The 18984-nt window shown below is 40.6% G+C and carries 19 protein-coding genes and 1 tRNA gene; all 20 read right to left on the bottom strand.

Going from position 1 to position 18984, the window contains the following annotated elements; translation table 11 throughout:
- Positions 1 to 4: 4 nt before the first annotated feature.
- Entirely contained in the window at positions 5 to 4807 is a 4803-nt protein-coding gene (locus J3L18_RS15225) for a hypothetical protein (protein WP_208102432.1), read from the bottom strand.
- A complete protein-coding gene (locus J3L18_RS15220; RefSeq protein ID WP_129571081.1) occupies positions 4804 to 5394 on the bottom strand; it encodes a hypothetical protein in 591 nt (196 codons plus the stop codon). The genes J3L18_RS15225 and J3L18_RS15220 overlap by 4 nt, the downstream gene beginning before the upstream one ends.
- A complete protein-coding gene (locus tag J3L18_RS15215) occupies positions 5391 to 5705 on the bottom strand; it encodes a hypothetical protein (RefSeq protein ID WP_129571082.1) in 315 nt (104 codons plus the stop codon). Before J3L18_RS15215 ends, J3L18_RS15220 begins: the two co-directional genes overlap by 4 nt.
- Positions 5689 to 6192: a hypothetical protein gene (locus J3L18_RS15210; RefSeq protein ID WP_129571083.1), complete on the bottom strand. Its 504-nt coding sequence runs from the start codon at positions 6190 to 6192 to the stop codon at positions 5689 to 5691. The genes J3L18_RS15215 and J3L18_RS15210 overlap by 17 nt, the downstream gene beginning before the upstream one ends.
- Complete coding sequence (locus J3L18_RS15205) at positions 6185 to 7072, bottom strand: hypothetical protein (RefSeq protein WP_129571084.1); 888 nt, start codon at positions 7070 to 7072, stop codon at positions 6185 to 6187. Before J3L18_RS15205 ends, J3L18_RS15210 begins: the two co-directional genes overlap by 8 nt.
- Positions 7073 to 7392: 320 nt before the next feature.
- Positions 7393 to 8049 carry a DUF6046 domain-containing protein gene (locus J3L18_RS15200; protein ID WP_129571085.1) on the bottom strand — a complete coding sequence of 219 codons (657 nt, stop codon included), beginning with the start codon at positions 8047 to 8049 and terminating at the stop codon, positions 7393 to 7395.
- A gap of 57 nt (positions 8050 to 8106) precedes the next feature.
- Positions 8107 to 9753 (bottom strand): tape measure protein, encoded by a 1647-nt coding sequence (locus J3L18_RS15195; protein ID WP_129571086.1) that lies wholly within the window; start codon positions 9751 to 9753, stop codon positions 8107 to 8109.
- A gap of 177 nt (positions 9754 to 9930) precedes the next feature.
- Positions 9931 to 10281 carry a hypothetical protein gene (locus J3L18_RS15190; protein WP_129571087.1) on the bottom strand — a complete coding sequence of 117 codons (351 nt, stop codon included), beginning with the start codon at positions 10279 to 10281 and terminating at the stop codon, positions 9931 to 9933.
- A gap of 26 nt (positions 10282 to 10307) precedes the next feature.
- Positions 10308 to 10724, bottom strand: coding sequence for a hypothetical protein (locus J3L18_RS15185; protein WP_129571088.1), 417 nt, complete (start codon positions 10722 to 10724; stop codon positions 10308 to 10310).
- Position 10725: 1 nt separating this feature from the next.
- The gene (locus tag J3L18_RS15180) at positions 10726 to 12252 is read right to left on the bottom strand and encodes a DUF2586 family protein (RefSeq protein ID WP_129571089.1); all 1527 of its coding nucleotides are present in this window, start codon (positions 12250 to 12252) and stop codon (positions 10726 to 10728) included.
- Between the two features lie 17 nt (positions 12253 to 12269).
- Positions 12270 to 12668 (bottom strand): hypothetical protein, encoded by a 399-nt coding sequence (locus tag J3L18_RS15175; RefSeq protein ID WP_129571090.1) that lies wholly within the window; start codon positions 12666 to 12668, stop codon positions 12270 to 12272.
- Complete coding sequence (locus J3L18_RS15170; protein WP_129571091.1) at positions 12668 to 13033, bottom strand: hypothetical protein; 366 nt, start codon at positions 13031 to 13033, stop codon at positions 12668 to 12670. Before J3L18_RS15170 ends, J3L18_RS15175 begins: the two co-directional genes overlap by 1 nt.
- Before the next feature lie 12 nt (positions 13034 to 13045).
- Positions 13046 to 13975, bottom strand: coding sequence for a hypothetical protein (locus tag J3L18_RS15165; RefSeq protein ID WP_129571092.1), 930 nt, complete (start codon positions 13973 to 13975; stop codon positions 13046 to 13048).
- A 2-nt stretch (positions 13976 to 13977) separates the two neighbouring features.
- The gene (locus J3L18_RS15160) at positions 13978 to 15162 is read right to left on the bottom strand and encodes a Clp protease ClpP (RefSeq protein WP_129571093.1); all 1185 of its coding nucleotides are present in this window, start codon (positions 15160 to 15162) and stop codon (positions 13978 to 13980) included.
- A gap of 133 nt (positions 15163 to 15295) precedes the next feature.
- Positions 15296 to 15670 carry a hypothetical protein gene (locus tag J3L18_RS15155; protein ID WP_129571094.1) on the bottom strand — a complete coding sequence of 125 codons (375 nt, stop codon included), beginning with the start codon at positions 15668 to 15670 and terminating at the stop codon, positions 15296 to 15298.
- 545 nt (positions 15671 to 16215) lie between these two features.
- Positions 16216 to 16288, bottom strand: a tRNA-Met gene (locus J3L18_RS15150).
- A 40-nt stretch (positions 16289 to 16328) separates the two neighbouring features.
- Positions 16329 to 16523, bottom strand: coding sequence for a hypothetical protein (locus J3L18_RS15145; RefSeq protein WP_129571095.1), 195 nt, complete (start codon positions 16521 to 16523; stop codon positions 16329 to 16331).
- A gap of 1 nt (position 16524) precedes the next feature.
- Positions 16525 to 17415, bottom strand: a complete 891-nt coding sequence (locus J3L18_RS15140) for a hypothetical protein (protein ID WP_129571096.1) — start codon at positions 17413 to 17415, stop codon at positions 16525 to 16527.
- Positions 17412 to 18095, bottom strand: coding sequence for a hypothetical protein (locus J3L18_RS15135; protein ID WP_129571097.1), 684 nt, complete (start codon positions 18093 to 18095; stop codon positions 17412 to 17414). Before J3L18_RS15135 ends, J3L18_RS15140 begins: the two co-directional genes overlap by 4 nt.
- Positions 18095 to 18982: a hypothetical protein gene (locus tag J3L18_RS15130; protein ID WP_129571098.1), complete on the bottom strand. Its 888-nt coding sequence runs from the start codon at positions 18980 to 18982 to the stop codon at positions 18095 to 18097. The genes J3L18_RS15135 and J3L18_RS15130 overlap by 1 nt, the downstream gene beginning before the upstream one ends.
- Positions 18983 to 18984: the final 2 nt, after the last annotated feature.

The raw sequence follows: 18984 nt of genomic DNA, 5'->3' as shown, positions 1-18984 counted from the left end.
TATTTTATTTAAAAAGTGACCAATCAAATGATACAGTGCCGGTTATTGCCGAAGTAAATACCACGTCAAAAGTAGTAGTGGTTTTATTGGTTACGTAATATGGCGCTGCTGCTAATAAGGAAGTAGGGGTAACATTTATTTTGTAGGCTGTATTAGCCTGTGTACTTCCTATGCTTACCGTAAACGTTGTTTGGGATGTTGCAGATGTTGAGTAACTACTTGACGGAAAATCTTCGCGTAAAGCTACACTACCACCGTAAGGAGGCATATACCAAAAAACATTTGAAGATAGCGCCCCTACATTTAGCGTGCCGTAATTAGAACTGGAATTATCATTGAATTGATACCCAAATGAATTAGTAACCCCGATCCCGCCATTAAAAACAGAGGCCCCATTAAATATTTGAGAGGCTGACCATGTATTTACAGTTCCAAAAATGCTGTTTAATTTTGTCTGTAATTGTGCCCGGGTGTACCCATTAGCTTTAGTAAGTAATATTGATACCGTATCGTTTGCAAAAGTTACTGTGTTTGCGGCTTGTGTTATCGAAATTCCCGTACCTGATTGAACCACAATAGCCTTTTCTACCATTTTGCCGCCGGATGCAAAACGCATACTATCTAATGTCGTTCCGGTGGTTCCCTGATATGAATTTGTAATTGAAAATGTTTTATTTCCAATAGCATTTACTGAAGATCTTTCAGCGAAAACAAAAGCATCGGTAGATATTTTATTACTATTATCCCCTGCCGCTTGCGTAGTAGCTGTTGTGCCATTAGGCAGTGCTGTTAAAGTGGTTATGTTTTTACTCGCATCAGTTCCTAATATAGAACTTGCTGTTTGCGTTGAAAAATTAACAGTTCTATTAAAGGTGACAAGTCCATTACTTATAACTACTTCGTTAGCCCCTGAATTATTGTTTAAATTAAACAAAAATGAACCTGACCCTGATTGTCTATAAAATGCAACATCCCCAGCAGCTGTACCTGTTATGTATTGATTAGCACTGGCGGCAACGCCAATTGTAAGTTCTGTAGCAGTACGGCCAATTTGAATATCTGATCGTAATGAGCTGGATCCTGATAGGCTTTGAATAGCCTGAACGTTATTGCCAAATTGGTTTAAAAACAAACTTCCACGATTAGTTACACCATTAAAGTTAATACCATCATGGCTAAGTATATTACCCCTTGAGACAACATCGGCCAACGACTGCGTAGCATTATACTGGTCAGGTGTAGTTTGTGGAACGGATGTCTGTACTTGGTAAGGTCGCATCGGGTAATCCATACCCGATAGTTTTTGTGAAATTTGAAACACGTAAAGATTTGGCGAATATGTATAAGTACCGCCGGTTGTCAAATATTTGGTATTATCATTGGCAACGATAAAATATCGAGTTTGGTTATTGCTTTGAATACCTAATATTGCCGGGTGCATTGGTGGCGATGCACCATTGTTAATCGGCGGGGCAAATGTTCCTAACCGGCCTCCGCTTCCGTCGATATTATAATAATAAATAGCGTTCGTGTTAAGCCCGGTTGACATAAAATATGATTTCCCGCCGAATAAAACAACCTTATTGCCCTCCCGCCTTACAAGCGTATCCTCGGTAAACAAGGTTGTCGTAGTAACAAAATCCTTTGTCTTTATTATATTGACTTGTTCTGAAACCGTTGAGGAGTTTATTTTACTTAAAATACCATACCAATACCCGTTTTTGCGTACAAAAGAAGCGTCCAAAGTACCAGCCCCAGGATATGGATCGTATACCTGCATACTGTCTATAAGGTTAACCCCTTGTAAGATATTCTGCTTAATACCGTGCCGATACATTGTTTTTAGGTTATTAAGGCTACCGGCTATTACTGTGCTATCAGCATAATTCCCGACGAAGTAGCTAAAGGTATTGGTGCTGTCGTTGTAGATGATCTGCGGGCTATAATCACCACAAATCTTTGCACCATTTTTCCTAAATATAATACCTGAATTATCAATATGGCGGGTAGATAGGTCAAGTGAAATAACTCGTACCCATGAGTTATTATAAGCTAATCCAGTTGTAGCTCCAAAGCCGTGAGCCGTCGAACTGAAAAAGGCTTTACCATTTGAGATATAAGGACTGCCATTAAGCGTTGTTACGAGATTGTAATCAGATGCACCGAGACCCTTCCAGTAGCCAGCTTTTATAGATTTAATGTGAATTGTGGTAGATGTTGTATAGTCAGAATTAATTCCGATTGCAAAACGCCAATTTTTGAACGTGGTGGTATCATTTGAGTTAATATATGAGCCGACATTCATCTGACCGGCGTACACGTAATTACCATACGCATCTTTACGGTAAGCATTGATATAATCGTTGTTAAACGTAAAATAGTAAGTGTAGGAACTTCCGTTAAAAAAAGCTGGTGTCGTGCTATTTGTAGAAGTATTTGAAACACCGTTAATGATTGCGTAATTTTTATTATCGGTTCCCACGATATTACCGCCAAGCGTGCTGCCAATAAAATTATCAGAAGTGCTGCCATCCTTAATCATTCCATACCTTATCTCGGCACGTGTTCCTGTGCCTCGCACATAAGCTGTATCAATCGTAACCTCAAGGCATCCAGCACCCGCTTTAATGAAATTACTTAGCGATATATAAGCCACACCAGTACCGTTTTTCACTACTGTTATACCACCTTTATAGGACGTTACAGTTGCAGACGTGGCCGAAATATTGGTTACTTTGAACTTGGAAACATCTTTAAAATGTTCTTCCCGGTTAAAGTTATGAAGTACAAGATTTGGATTATCTTCAACATTTCCAACCAATGGAACCTTATCATAAGCGCCGTCGTAAGTAATTGTGGAAGGGGAAATAGTTCCTACCGGCGCAGTATATAAATTATATGGCTTCACAACATTCCCTGTATCAGCCTTGCCAGCGGATACGGCATCAACATAATCTTTACTTGCGAAAGTATTAGAATTATAAACACTGTCGAGATTAACCCCACCTTGTACAGTGAACGTGCTGTCAGAATTAATATAAATCTGCTTTTTGGTTCGAGAATTAAAAACGAGGCTCTGCGGCGTTATCTCTTTATAAGGAGACCTGCCAGGTGCAATTGTATATACGCCAGACGAATTAGCTACCCACACTGTTTTATTTGCAAGGTCGTATATTTCATTAACCCCAGCGCCCGCAAATGATACATTGGTAAACTTAGCCGCAGCCTGTGACTGCGAAGCAAAGCCATACCTGGTTGAGCCCCTAAACTTATTTAAAACAGTATCAGAAGCAAGCGGCACTACCAATGTGTACGCTAATGATCCCTTACCGCCTGGTGCATCGGAAAAGTTACTTGTTGAAGCGTATAAAGTATCGTTACGCATTATTAACTGTAGGTCTACTGTCACGCCCGACCATCCCGCAGTAGTATTATATAAGCCTGGCATTGAACTGCCATTTGCTATAATTTTTTGATTGGTTTTTCTATAGTTGTACCAAATAACAAATGATTGCGTAATATCGTCCCTGTTCCGGATTACTGTCAATGTATATTGCTCTGGTATAGTAGGGGAAGTAACATCTATCGGCCAGTTGAAATCGCCTGAACTCATGCCATAGGCTTTATTTATAACCTGTTTGCTCGTTTCTGTATACCCAGCGATTAGACCAATCCTATCGTTATCTGCATCATTAGCCGATAATGTTGCTTTAAATGTATACGATGGAACTGCTTTGGGTGAAATAAGTCCTAGTAGGCTACCTGAATTATTTGTGTTGTAAAAAAAGTTTCCAGGTGTATCGTAGAGCCATGAATTAGACTGCTGGGGGTTAACCAATAAGGTATCGTTTAAAGACTGGTTAGTAATATCACCTGATCTTCCGCCATGAACTATATGTTTAAATGTTGAATAAATAGTAGCATTGCTTACGTAAGTTGTTTTTGCACTGTCCAGCTCGGTAGCAGTAGTAACATAATTACCAAAAGTAACCTCTGGCTGTGTTTTATAGGTATTTAAATTATCGCCTGTTAGTTTTATTGTCTCTCCTGACTTACCGAATGGTAAGATAGTTTTTGCAACGCTATCAAGTTGAAATCTTGTTGGTATATATCCAGCTGGCACAACGCCAACCCTGCCACCTGCAGCAGGCGCGGTTACCATGATCTTATTGCCGGATAACGCGCTAAAATCATCTGGGTTATTAAGGTTAAATGAATTATTAAAGTTAAAAGTGCCTGCATTAAAAGTAGCTCCATTATTAAAGTGATTCAGCATGTTCCACAATATCTTAGAACCATCCCAATAAGCTGATCCATTTGTTGATGATATTTTGTAGTTGGTATTGTTCCACATCAAAAACGGAGTGGAAGTGCCGGCAAGGCCATCGGGTGAAATAATAGCTGAATTATTTAAGTTAACGTCATCGTTAAAATTAACAGTGCCATTAAAATCGTTTGTTCCATTAAAACTGTTGTTTCCGGAGAGTTTGGCTGTTAAATTAAAAAGACTGTCAATATAACTTTTGGATTGCACGCTTCGCTTATTGGCAAGTTCAAGCCAGCCATAGCCCCTAACATAAACGCCAACTACCGTATCGCCTGCAACCTTTAACCGCATGTGTCCGGTACTGTCCTGCGCACCGGCTAATGTAAAACTATTGCCATGCGGAATAATCATGGTTTTAAATTTCACATTCCAGTCAACGATGGTATTGGGTCCGTTAGGGGACCGGACGTAATCAGGCTTTTGCGCGAAAGCGTTTATTGTTATAAAAATCAGGATTAAGTATAAAGAGATCCTTTTCATAAATTACCTATGTAGTTTGTAAATACTGTTAATCTGTAACCTTCAACCAGGTAAAAGCCTGGGATTACTATTGTAAATGATCCGTTCACCAGATTGTATGTGATATCTCCTTCGTGAAGGAACGTCGGAATTTGATCAGCGTAAACGCTGTAGTTACTTAGGCCTAATAACCTGCTATCGGTGTAAACAAAATTGCCATCACCATCGGCAGATATATTGGGGTTATCTGGATACACATAGAAATATCCGTCACGATGGGCCGGTTGATCCGGCACAACCACTACCGGCGGCACTACCTGTGGTGGTTGTGCCGGATAACCAGGTTCTTGAACGTTATAATACGTAGCACCTGTTGAACTGGCAGCGGTAGCATAATTAACTTTTGATGTGCTGTTGCTGATATAGATCTTCTCATCAAAAACGAAGGTATCATCCCATTCAAAAGGGGTGCCTGCAACCGGTATGGTGTTCACTCCAGGATAACCGTTATCCTGCATGAGTTTAAACAACTGATCGAGTGATCCGTAAGTCATCAAGCATACATCGTAAATGTTTTGCCCCTGTAACGATCTGTATTTTTGAATCATACTTTTGTTGCATTCGGTTGTACCACTAAATTACCACTGGCATCCCGGGTTACTGAAGGGTTATTAACCTGGTAACCGTCGCCCTGCAGGTTGATCTTTATTGATCGCTCTAACACTTGTTCCTGCCCGCTGGAATTTTCATACTGGAAAAGTCCTACACCATCTGCAGGGTTTTCCTTCCACCAGCCTGGGAATGCTGCTATCGTATCTATAATGTGCTGCTCGTCGCTTTCGGCAAATACAAAATCGCCGGTTGACGGATCGATATACAGATCATTATTGAATAGTGCTACATCAAAGTTGAGTGCCATGTTTAACCTCTTCGTTTTCCAGTTCTTCCCTTATGGTAAGTATCAGCGGGGCAAGTGGCGGCGGGGCCAGTCCTCCAACCTTTGTATTTAAAGCGTTGTAGGCATTTTCAAGATTATTGAGCTTGGTGATCAATGCCTCGATCTTGACCAAACCGCCAAACTGTTCTCCCTGAAGTGATATCCCGCTTAAAGTTACCAACGATACTTTTGATAGTTCGCTGAACAGAGCGATGTACGGTACATTTCTTTTTGAATAGCAAACGATCACGGTTGAACCAACAGCCGGTTCAAGCAGAAAGCCATCTTCAACTTCGGCCATCAATTGCACATTGGTAATAGAACTTGCTGTTTTGCCGCCAAGTGGGGTGCAGGTGCAAGATCTGTTTTCCGAATCAACTGAATTAACGCCACACACAACCATGGTAGCAAAATCCTCATTATAAGTGCCAGCCATTTGGCTGATTGCTTTTGATATTTCCCTATCCATTGTTAATTAAATTAATCCTATAATCCAGTTCAATCACCTGGCGCATGCCATTAACACCACCGGAATACTCTACGCTTTTTACTTTGTAAGTGCCTACACGATCCTTGATAGTATCATCCTCAATTACTACATTATCTCCATGCTTTACATGTGGTATCCCAAAAACGGTAAATTTGCCGCGAAAGCCATCATAGTAATATTGCTTTAATTGGGCTTTGGCCTCTGCTATTAATATATTTGGATCAGTGATGTTATTATAGTAAAATTCGTGTCGCTCGCCTTCTGTGTTCTCTGCGAATTCAAGATGGCTTCCAGGTAGCTTGACCTGTGCGCGGAACTTGCCATTTTGATAGGTAGCCAGCACCTCAAGCTTTTCTGTTTTGGTTTTAGCGTGGCCATCTCTCGTAGTGCCGCCTTTAAGAACTTTATTAGTCGATGAAGCCAAGGCAGATAAAACAATATCATCCTTCCGCTTGTACACCAAGTCGTCATCAATGATGTTTTTCTGAAATGCGAACTTGTGTGTTCGGGCTTCTGAATCGATGTAAACCTCAGATCCTATTCTTAATTCGTTGCCACGAAAGTAAGCAAACATGTAATGTTGCTTACGAAGTTCTTCCAATACCTGGGCGATAGTATTATTGTTGATCCTGAAATCAATACCAATGTTAGTTTTAGTAAGGGCATTAACGGTAAATGACAATCCAGCATTTTTAAATAGCTCTCGGATCATGTCTTCTACATTGTACTTTTTATATGCAAATACACCATTATCTCCACCCTTTGCCGGTGTTTGTTTAAGTATCCACATATTATCTTCACATTCTAACTCAAATGGCGATTTACTGGATACTTTAGTAATAAATCCCTCAAACTTCACGGTAGTATCAGTTATTTCTTGATTGTCTTGATCATATCTGTATCCGCTTATGATTTGAACTTCATCGCCGCGTAAAAAGCTGGGTATCCCTTCAAATCCGGACAGGGGAGTATTTATATTTCCGAGGGGAAATGTTCTCCCATTCCTGTCGATACAGTAAATATTTTTAGGTAGTTTAATTTTAGCTTTGTTAGTCAAATTTCGCCAATTATCATTGGCTTCCCACTCGCAAACGAAATCAAATATCAATGTTCCATCTCTGGTTGGAAAATCATCAGTTGGCAGTCTCTTGATGTTTATTGTGGTTATTGAAATATACATTATACTAATCTTACCATTAATTTAGAATCCGAACTTGCATCAATTGTAAAGGGCTGATATGAATAACCGCCTTCCTCCGGGTTTATGCTGAAATCATCGATAGTGATATTGTGTATGTCCCATAGGTTTAAGAACCATGAAACAACAGCAATAGATTTATTTGAAATCAGCATGTTTTTTAAAGCGGCAACTTCCTCCTTAGGGTAATGACCATTGGTGCCGGTAATTACTCCATTGATCGTGATAACGTAGTCTCCCATGCCATTGTATTCCTTAACGGTGCCGGACCTGCCTTGGATAGATGTTTTTACAATGTTTTTCGTCTGGCTAACACTAATCAGCACTGTCACCAGTGTTAGTGTATCAAACGTTTTAATCACGCCATCTTCGTTTTTAAACTCTCCGGCCAAAAATGTTAAATCAGCCATTACCGGCGTGCCCAGTTGAGACCTGTAGAGTTCTTCATCCTGTGTAGTAACCTGGCTGATCTGATATTCATTCCGCGGTGCATGAAGGATTTTGAGATTTTGCATGCCAAACGTGCGAACCAGCTGCGAGCCGATAACTGTCGCATTTTGAGTAAGTACTATAGTCGCCTGCCTTAATGAAGGGTTATTGGTGATCGGATTATCGATCAGGTCGTTTATTCCTGCCATAGCCTATGTTAGTTTTTATTCCCATTTACATGTTATTAAATTTTAGAATTATTTATTTTATTCCCCTGCTACAACTTGACTATCATTCACTGCGCTGGTTAACGCTTTAGTAACAGCATCCTGAACCTTACCCACGCTTTCTTTGAACGTGGTTGACTGGATCTTGATATCCTTTACCAGATTGCCTATAGTGATGTGAATGTTAACGGTTTTAGACCCCGTTACCTTTGTTGATGTAGGTTTTGTTAATGGCCCTGATGGGGCGGTTGCAGCCCTGTCTGCTTTTGGTTTAGCTGTTTGCCTTCCAATAGCAGTGCCTTTTTGGTCTTCCAGTTCTTTGCGGTGACTTTCAGCCATGCTTTCATCATATCCCCGATTGAACGCTCCCTTAATATCCTTAACACCGTCAACAGCCGTTTGGATGCCTTCTTTGATCATGGCAGGGTTAAACAGATAGAGGCCTATAATGGCTTCTCCCAATCCTTTCATGATGCTCCATAGATCCTTTGCAACCTCACCAATACCGGCTAATACTGCCCGGAATGTAGAAGAATGTTTATAAGCTACAACTAAACCTCCTATAAGAAGTCCAATACCAGTAATAATGAGACCAACCGGATTTGCAGTCATAGCGGCATTTAATAGCCATTGTGCTGCTGTCAGGGCATATGTGGCTACGGTTAATGCCCCTGTGATCACTGCGTCAGCCGCTAATGATATACCATATAATATTACAGTTGGATTAGCTATAAGGTAAGCTGCTGTTGCTGCTCCAATACCTATTGCTGCTCCTTCGGCAAAATCCCTAACAACAATGAAGGCAGATTTGACAGCTTCAATCGCTTGAGGTAATTCCTTAACACTCCATTCCCAAAACTCTTTTAGCGTATCAATCCCCCGGATCATATAATCCATTACGCCTATGAACAATGGTTTAAGTTTTTCACCCATTTCAAGCTGCAGCTCTACATACCTATTATTGGTATCATTCATCTTGGCTATCAAGCTCTGTGATGCGTTCTCTAATCCGCTGCTAAAATGTTCTTTCAGCTGTGCCGAGAAATTCATCAGAAATTGATTTGAAGATATCTGGCCTTTAGACATTGCTTCATGAAACTGCTGTGAATTCATGTGCATAGACTTTGCAGCCAATTCCATTGCCCCTGGTAAAGCAAATGCAAGCATTCGCATTTGCCGCGCTTGAACAGTGCCCAACTCACCAATTTCTTTAAGGGCAAAGGTGACATGACTAAACTGCTCAGGGGTTTGGTGCAATACCGTTGATGCTATCGATATTCCGTCAAACACCTGCCTAAGCTTTGCCCCTTCAATACCAGTACCGTAAAATCCTGCCTGCATTTCAGCAAAACCTTCATAAGCCTGTTTAATTGGAATATGAAGATCATTAATAGATTTCTTTATAAAGTCAATATTTTTCCCCGCATCTTCTGATCCCAATGAAGCATACTTTACCATGTTAGTATAACCTTCAAATTCAGCTGTGACATGGGCCAACTCTGTGCCAAACTCTACTACTTTATGCAAGGCAAATGCAGCGCCTAAAGCAACTCCTATTTCAGCCGCTTTATCCCCTAATTTTTCAAGTGTAGACTCGAATTTATTAGCATTATCGTCAGCGGTTTTTAATGCAGGGCTTACCAGGTCATTAAGCGATATCTGATATTGTACGTTCTGATCTGCCATATTAAACAGTTTTCATTTCTCCGCGCTCGGTTAAACAGAATTTTAAGGCTTCAACTTCCTTATAAAACTCTTCATCACTCATCGTGTCCGGGTTTAAACGAAAATGAGAATAGTACTTTAGGCGGGCTGCCCACTTACTATCCTCACTACTATCGTCTGTGATGACGAAACTCTCGATTAGTTTTTTTTTGTGTTATTAGTAGCCAATATCAATAAGTCGCCACAAAACTTTGAAGCGCCCATATAAAACTTATCATTTTCAGGAGCTTCGCTTAAAAACCTTGGATCAGTTTCTTCACGCACTACACATGCTTCGAACATTTCCGAACCAGCGGTAAAACCCATGCCATTATATGTTTTATCCATGGCCCGGCTCTTTATTAGCCTGTTTGGTTCCCGGATGAAGGCCACAAGTTTATTGTCTTCGGTGCCATCGATAGCGACAAAGGCATGAACTTTAACGTTCAGTTGTGCACTAAGATCATCGGCCTTTTTATTAATTGCTTCGTAATCGGTATACTTTGTCATTATAACTTTAATTACTATTAGTAATATTATTTCTCAATGCCGCCAATCACGAGGGGTACGGTGATCATTAATTTGGTATCACCTTGTGATGCGTCGAAACCATCTTCCATAAACTCAACGCTGCGCAACACATGTTTTTCAGGTTGGATGCGTGAACCATCGAATACAATAGGTATATCGAATGGAGCTATCTGGAATGGATCACGGTTAGGGCTGGCTGCAATGATGCGTTGCCATTCGTCCTGATACAACTCAATTGATCCCTCATATTCGTAATTGCCATAACCACGGCTCACAGGCTGAGCACCCATGCCGTAGTTATTTTCCTTTTTTTGCTTGCGCTTATAAGAAATCTTTGTGATGCCGACAACCGGAACGCCGAAAAGGATCAGGGTGACATTTGCCCAACTGTAATTTATGCCATTTATAAGTGTGGTTGCCATGTTATGATAATGAAGTTGTGTAACCTATTGGAACCTGTATTTGTCGTGCAACACCTTCCTGAACTATTTGAACAGATATGATGATCTTGCCGGTGGTCAATACGTTTTGAGCTGTGTCGATCTGAACTCCGTAAGCCGATATTTCGGTGTCGCGAACCATCTGATCGAGATTGGGAGTGGCCAGGCTTTCAAGATAAGCTACTGTATTGTTTGACAGCGTGCCGTCGGCATTCAGTTGTAGCGGACCAGATAGGGCAGGGAGCAAGCTCGAGTAAATACCCCGGATCGCTTTTTGAATTGTCCTGTTGTCTTCGCCATATGCATAATCAGATGAAACTGATGCAGCCATATTGAAGCTGTTGAAATATGAACCAGCTTGTCCAACAAATTTACGCAGGAATACATACCGGTACTGATCGAGTAAATCAAGCAAGTTATCGGTGATCGATGCATCGCTGAATAATTTACCATTGGAAAAAGCCAGCGTCTCACATTCTATTCCATTGCTGATATTGAATTTCTGAACCCAAGCGATGCTTTCGTTTACCTTGGCAAATGCAATGGCTCCCAATTGAGCGCCCAATGTAGTGATTGATTTTCCGGTAACCTGGTATAGGTAATTACCTAAAGCACCTCCATCCTGAGCAATACAAGGGCTAACCTCATAGTTATTCAGGATGTTTAAATCAGTTAATGTGCTGATATCGGTTGTTCCGGATAGATCAGCGCCATATATGGCAATCAATGGCTTTTTCAAGGCTTCAAGCGTAAGCAATACATTTTGAATGGTCGTCATATCAGCAGTGCTGAATGCAGCCGAATCTTTGTAAATACCTACCTGTCGTATAGTGCCAGTTGCAAAGTTCTGGATGGTATTGATCTCCTGAAAGTCATAAGATCCGCCTGGTATTGCAAAGATACCTACCCACAAAACACCCTTCGGTTGGAGCCTGAAGTATTCTGATATGTGGTAATGGTAAATTGCATTACGAGACGCTACACCACCTGTAAACTGAGTTAAAGTACCCGCAATAGTACCAACTATTGTTACCACTATTGGAGTTCCCGAATTAAGGAATATACCTAATCCCGGACGTGCAGTAATAGTAACAGTTCCTGTAGCTGCTGTGGCGCTATAACCATGCACGGATGTCCCGCTATTGATTATAGCTGCTATGGCCGCACCAACAGCGGTGGCTGTAGTTTGGCCTGCGGCTTTGGTATAGGTTCCCAGATCGATTACATTACCGCCCGGTTCGTTAACCTTAATATTGATGGTGTCCCCGTTTGAACCAACTGCGGTTACCAGGTATGAGCCTATCGCTTTTGTTTCATCAGAGTAATCAGATTTGATACCAGCAGACTCTGCATCTGAAACAGAAAGAAATTTATTAATCCTATTACTGGTTGTAAATCCGGATGGCAGCGTGCCCGCATAAAAAATAAGGCCGGAAAAGTGGTCCTGCCCGGCCAATGGCCTGCCTAAACCACTGCTCCCCTTTACAAAGGTAATATTTGGTAATGCCATGTGATGTTTGTTGTTAATTATGCAGAAACAGATCGGCCGCTTTCAACCCAGCCGGTACCATTAAACCTGAACGCGATGTAAGCGTATTTGGCGGTAGTTACCGATAATGTGCCGGTAGGCAAGAAGCCTGTACCGAAAGTTACCACACGTGTAGTTCCATCAGGTGTCAAGTAAAACTCAACCCCATCTCCAACAAACGGACCGTTATTCGCATCGTTGGTTAACGGATCAGCAACATTTATGCTGAATGTAACTACTCCGGTCAATGTTGCTGGTTTGATTATGGTACGTGCAACAGATCCTTTAACAACAATAGCAACAGTTGCAGCAAATGCAGGGGTCTGGAAATCGTTTTTTAAAATACGATCAGTATTGTCGTCCTGGGGCAATCCTGTAAATCTTGATATGCTGCTCATTATGCTTGTTGGTTATTGTTTTTTGTTTTGTCGGCGCCGGCTTTATCAGCTGCTTCCTTTTCTGATTTTGCTTTTTCAGCAGCTTCAGCATCGGCTGTAGCTTTAATTTCTACAAGCAATTCTGCTTTAAGCTGTTCTTTGATTTTAGCGATGTCATCAGCTGACATACCCGGCGTTGCAGCCGGAGCATCTTTTTTGACTTCAACAGCTGGCTCATGCGTAACCCTCATTTTAAGGATTTCCTCCCGGCTAAGCTCTTTATCATAGCCTGCACGTTTATGAAATTGCCATTCGCCATTTTCATTGACGTAAACCGTTTTAAGTTGCGGATTGGCAAGTAAATGTTGTTTTAAATCGTTGGTCATATCGTTATATGGTTATGCTCCGTAATAAACCGTTTCATTGTTCCAGCCAATCTGAACATCGGCTTTCATCAGCATTTTGATGAAATACAGTTCAGAGTTAGCCTGAAGCTGCCTTAATTGTAAGCCTTCGTCGGCTATCGAGTTAAGGCCAATCCAAAGGTTGCTTTCCATGGTAGGCATTCCTTTGGCAATAAAGTAAGTGTTGTCCGGGAAATCGGCGATCTTCTCAACTTTTCTGCCCTTGAAAGTGTCTTTACCCTGCTGTGTGATATCAACACCTTTGTAGGTTTGGTTGATTTGGCTTTGATCATAAAGGTCATAGGTTGCGTAAGAGCAATAGAACTTCATGTTCGGATCATAACGTAATGCGTCCTCGATCATGTTATATCCGCGTAAAAACTCAGCCTGGATATTGCTTGCTGTTAGAGTAGTAGGGGAACTAACTACTGCTGTGTCGGCAGCCGATTTTGCTTTTTTCAAAAAGCCATCAAAGTATTTATAAATTGATGATAAAGTGGTGTCCGCATTCCAGATCAGTTTATTGAAGTATTTAGCATGACGTTTTAATACTTCCTGAACTACAACACTCTCAACTGAATAGGGAAGGGCCCTGTCAATTAAGGTATCGTTTAACTGGGTCGCGTACCAGTGATCTTCAAAATCGCGCGGGTTAAACTCCAGGTATATCATGTAATCTTCAGGCAATAATGTTTGCCCGGTTACGGTCATTTTACCCTTGCTGGTCGGAGTAGCTGCGCGGTCCTGAATCAGATCTTCGTAGTTTGCATCCCAGCGCGGAATAGTGAATTTCTTTTTAATACCGTCTTTAACATAAACATTGCCTCCATTTACGGTATCGGCACCTGTTATAGATTTAACGATAAACTGCGATGCGGCTTCGCCGGCATACGTGGTGTCATTAATTACAAAACCGTCTGGCATGATTATTTATTTTTTTGGGTTTCTAATTTGTTTGCGATTACGCCCATCTGGCCAGCGAAGGTGTATTTGGGCTTTTCATCTTTGCCCAGATTGATGACCGGGGCAATTTTATTTAAAGGAAGAGCCTCAAGTTGATCTTTCACGATATCAAAACCACCTTCTGCTTTAGCAAGTTCAGTGTAAAAACTAATTGTTTTTTCATCGTTTTTGATACGACCGGCTTTTGCGAAACCTTCAACCATGTTTTTGCACTTTTCAGTTAACATAGCGTCTTCAGCTTCCTCTTTTTCCTTTTGCAGCGCATTCTTTGCGGCTTCCACAGAATCCTTTTCTTTTTGGATTTTGTCCTTTTCTTCTTTCATGGAGTTTTTCTCTTTTTTGAGTTTCTCCATTTCGTCTTTAGCATCGTCAAGCTCCTTTTGCTTCGCCTTGACTCTGTCTTCAGCCGCTTCCAGATCCGATTTGGCTTTGTTCTGAATATCAGCGATAGCAGATAAGATGCTATCTTCGCTGGCATCCTGATTCAGTCCCAATTTATTTGCAACCTTGATCATAATTTTATTTTTAGGCTTTTCAAGTAATTTGTTTAATACTGCGTTAGCTTGTTTGTGAAAGTTTGAAACCTCACCTGGTTCACCCAGCATGGTCAATCTTTTTTTATTGTGATCAGCACTTTTCCTTACCTCATCACACAAACCATATTGAAGAGCTTCATCTGCGTAGATGAATGTCTCTTTCTTCATCATTGTCAGAATTTCCGCTTCTGGCTTTCCACTTCTGGCTATCATTTTGGCTATAGAGCCTTTCATGATATTAAGTAACTTCTGATCATCTCCCCCATGTGGATTGTGGTACATTAACCAGCTATAGTCCATCATGATCCTTTTGCGCCCTGCCTGAAATATCACACCGGCTATGCTGGCAGCCATTCCAAGACAAACAGTATCGACTGGTGTTTTACTTAGTAGTATTGCTGAATTGATATTGTAACCATCATCAACATTACCGCCAGCAGAATTTATCCAAACTTCTATTGAACGCGGCTTCATGGCATCTAAGGCCATTAACTCTGCCTGAAAAAGAGAACCATCAATCCCATTTAAAGTAGTAGGATCAACGCCAATATCATTATTTAATAACATGACAGGCGTTTCCGCAGTAGGGTCAACGGTATATTTCCATTCCATTGATATAAAAGTATAGTGTATTTAAAACATAGACCTTGATGTACGTTACATTTAGTTTTTGCTTAAAAAAGGCTCCGTGAAATTTATTTGAAAAAAGATGAGAAATAACAGGCCTACTGATGCTATAAAAACGTTATACCCAGACCTGAAGCATACTGGTTACTCTAAAGTTTGGCATAAACCTTAAAAACTCATCAAAGCTCCACCCGCAGTTGTTACCTTCATACACAAAGCCATCGTAATAAACCCACGAATACCAATATGGCTCTTTGATGTCATTTCTGACACATCGCATCATGCATGGATATTGCGTATTAGGATCAAACTTTTTAAACTTAGGATTGACATTAAACCCCAGTTTTCTAAAAACCTTAACATAAACCTGTCCATTCCACATATCCTTTTTAGGAGATGCAGAAACTATCTCCTGAATTGTCAAGCCTGTAAGAATGGCTATTATTCTATGGTGCCCATTTTCGTACCATCTTCCATAGTCTAATTCATACATTTTTGTTGTAAATTGAGTCGACATACTTCTTAATTGTTAATGAAATTTCTTTCGAACTTACCATATCGCATTGCAATTCTATTTCCTTTTTGCGCTTAGCAGGAATATCATAATGTGGATGTATGTTGCCAGTTTTTCTGTTCTTGAAACTATAAAAGCATGAATTTATATTTAGCATGCTGGCCATTAAATGCAATCCAGATATAGAATATGGGATGCATATTAGGTGTCTTTTACCATCTGTTAAATATCTCATTGTAAATTAATTAAAAAAGCCCGGTAAACGGGCGCTTCCGGGACTTTTAACCAATTATAAACCGATGAATTTAAGAAGACATTTTGTTTGGCAGCCCTCCCAGCATCACATTTCACAATGTAATACTGGTTAACTGTTTTCGCTTATCGCTACTGTCCGTAATGTTATAGTGGCCGGTTCACATACTCTTTAACATAGCCCCGGCAATTTACACCGGGGCTTAATCAGCTTGATACCGTTCCTGTATCTGGCGCTAACCATCAGTCTTGATATGTCCTATTTGATGTTGTTGTGGGAGCAGGACTCGAACCTGCGACCTTCGGGTTATGAGCCCGAAGAGCTGCCATCTGCTCCATCCCGCATAACAAATATAATTACTTTAATTACCAATAGTAATATTTTTTACAAATTTTTTGATTTGCTCATCAGTTCCTCGATATCCCTTTCTGGCATACCATCGAAAAAGCTCTTAATTGCTTTGCCTACAAGCTCACTAACGCTGACACCATCAATTTTACTTGATGCCATTAGTAGTCTGTGATACTTTGGATCAGGATAAGCAGTTACCTTTCTTTCGAGTGCTATAGATTTTCCCATATTAGAATGTTCTGTAAATCCTTAATCTAACTTTATACTCTGGTTTATTTTCATGAGAGCCGCCTCCGCCGACATTGATTGTTAGGTTTAGGTCATTGCCGGGACTCGTCCCAGCATTACCAACAACTCTAATACCTGCTCCTCCTATGTCCGCGTAATTAACTGTTTGAATTGTTAATCCAAATTCAGGTATCTGTCCGGCTGTTAGAGTAACCTCGTTGCTACCTCCTGTGCCTCCGATAGAGCCGAAATCAGGATCGTCCTTTTTGAAACCAACTATGAAAAGTCCACCGTCGGGATCAATATTCCAGCCTATCGTTAATGGATGAATCCCTTCACCTGTGGTAGTATCGAAATAAGATGGCAGTAGTGTGTTTTGATTGCTCACTCCATTTATCGGCGGCATCATCCACTCAATAAACTGACCAATCCCACCTTGAGGCCTATATTTTAGATCGACCATGTTGTTGTAATCTCCAATGCCGCTGCCGGCAAGCCCGGCACCCATTACAACTTTCCTGATCTGGTGTACGTTTCTGGTTATTCCATCAGTAAACTCGACACCATCTGCCTGTTGGCCGGAGTAAAATGAAGTAACAATAATTCCCCGGGCAACATTGGAACCAGATATCGAAAATACAGCGGCATCAACAAGAAATATCTCTCCATTATAAAAAACAGATCCTGCTGATATATTGTAACTACTTCCGCTTCCAGAGTTAACAAGACCATTAAGAATATAAACTTTGGTAGGGTCATAATAATTTCCGAAGAGGCTTTTGCCCAACTCGCCTATAGCTTCCTGATAAGCAAATTGAATATGTTCTAAAGTGCCTGCCTTTACTGGCATGGCATTAGTTGTTGAGATTGGCGAGGTATCTAACTTTCTCATGAGTATGTTTCTATATTATAAGTTATGCCGGCTGTTACGTATTGATCCGCAAAGGACCTTACCACTCCATCCCGGTTGGCATCATTGTTGGCTAATGAATTGTAAAAATCAACCTGCAGGTTAATGGTGAGATTAGGAATAACCCCAAAATCATATTCGTTAACCACAAACTCGTTTGACCTGTCTTTATAAATCACAGAAGAATTCTCTGGAGTATATCCAACAACAAATGGTGAAACTGGTTGCGGGTTTGTAGTAAGATAGATATCACTAAGCCCCGTACCTGGTTGCCGGAAAGTGGTATTAAACCATCTATTTAGAGCATATTCGAGCACTATCTTTTGTCCATTGTATGAAAGTCGTTCGTTAAGACCGATAAAGTTATCTTGAACCTTATACCAAGATGCTGAAACCGTGGGAAGGTCGTTGTTATTCCCGATCAATGAAACATATACGCCTTTTTGATATTGCACATAAGACCCATATCCGTAAGTTCCAGCAGCATACAAGGGGGCTGTCGAACCATTTCGATAGCCATCAAGCAAATTGTCTCGTAAAAACTGAACGGTTGACTTAAGCAAATTCTGTACCCAATGAACCGTTTGAGGGTATCGCTTGTCGGGTGGTAATAATTCAATTACCTGTTGATCCGTATTGATATCGTAAATAGTATTGCTCATTATTGAACTATCAGATTAAGGCTATCGCTTAATGTCTCGCCGGCAGTATCTTCCAGAATTATATAACCAGTAGTAGTATTCCAAAGCCTTGATACCAATTGATTATTAAGTACCAAAGAAATGCTATCTGCGAAAGCTGATGAATTTGGCCTTGCTTTAACGTTATTCAAAACAACATCATTTACGCCAACCACATTTTTTAGCACCAATTCTATATCACTCATTAACACAGCACCTCCAAAAGCTATATGATAAGCCTCGTTTGATTCCTGAGTAGATAGATATGAGTTTAGGGCGTTAGTAAGACTCTGTAGTATTGTAGCTGCATATTGACCATTGTAATAAATATCTGCATCGATATACAGACGATCTGGGTCACCAGAAGTTACCCGGTAATCAATACCAGCAGTTCCAATAGTATTGATATAGCCTTGGGCAGATGCTATCATACTTGAGTCTAATGCTTGAGGCGGCTCTAATTGAGCCAATTTGATTAGAACATTGTTTGACAAATCAGTTTTAACAGAACACCTGGTAATGATACGTTTGGTAGTATCAACAGGATTATAAGTAGCAACATTATCAATATATTGAATAATTTGCGGTACCGTAGCATCATATTGAAACTTAAACATTTTGTCCTGAACCCACAATCTCGAAGCAGCTGCAGCCTTGGCCGCCGTAGTTTCAACATTATCTTTGAATACATCAATAATACTTTCTAATATAAAACAGGCTGTTGCGAATATTCTTGTCCATAAACGCCATACAGCACGTTTAGATGTGCTTAGCGTAAATGGGGGGGTGGATGATGAACCATTAAGTATAGGATCTGCCTGCACATCTGTAATGATAGCTGCCTGAATCGTATCTACTGTCCTTGCCATAA

This window comes from Mucilaginibacter gossypii (assembly GCF_017569325.2).
GTDB lineage: Bacteria > Bacteroidota > Bacteroidia > Sphingobacteriales > Sphingobacteriaceae > Mucilaginibacter > Mucilaginibacter gossypii.
Note: the sequence above shows the minus strand (reverse complement) of the source record. Positions and strands in the feature narration are given on the sequence as shown.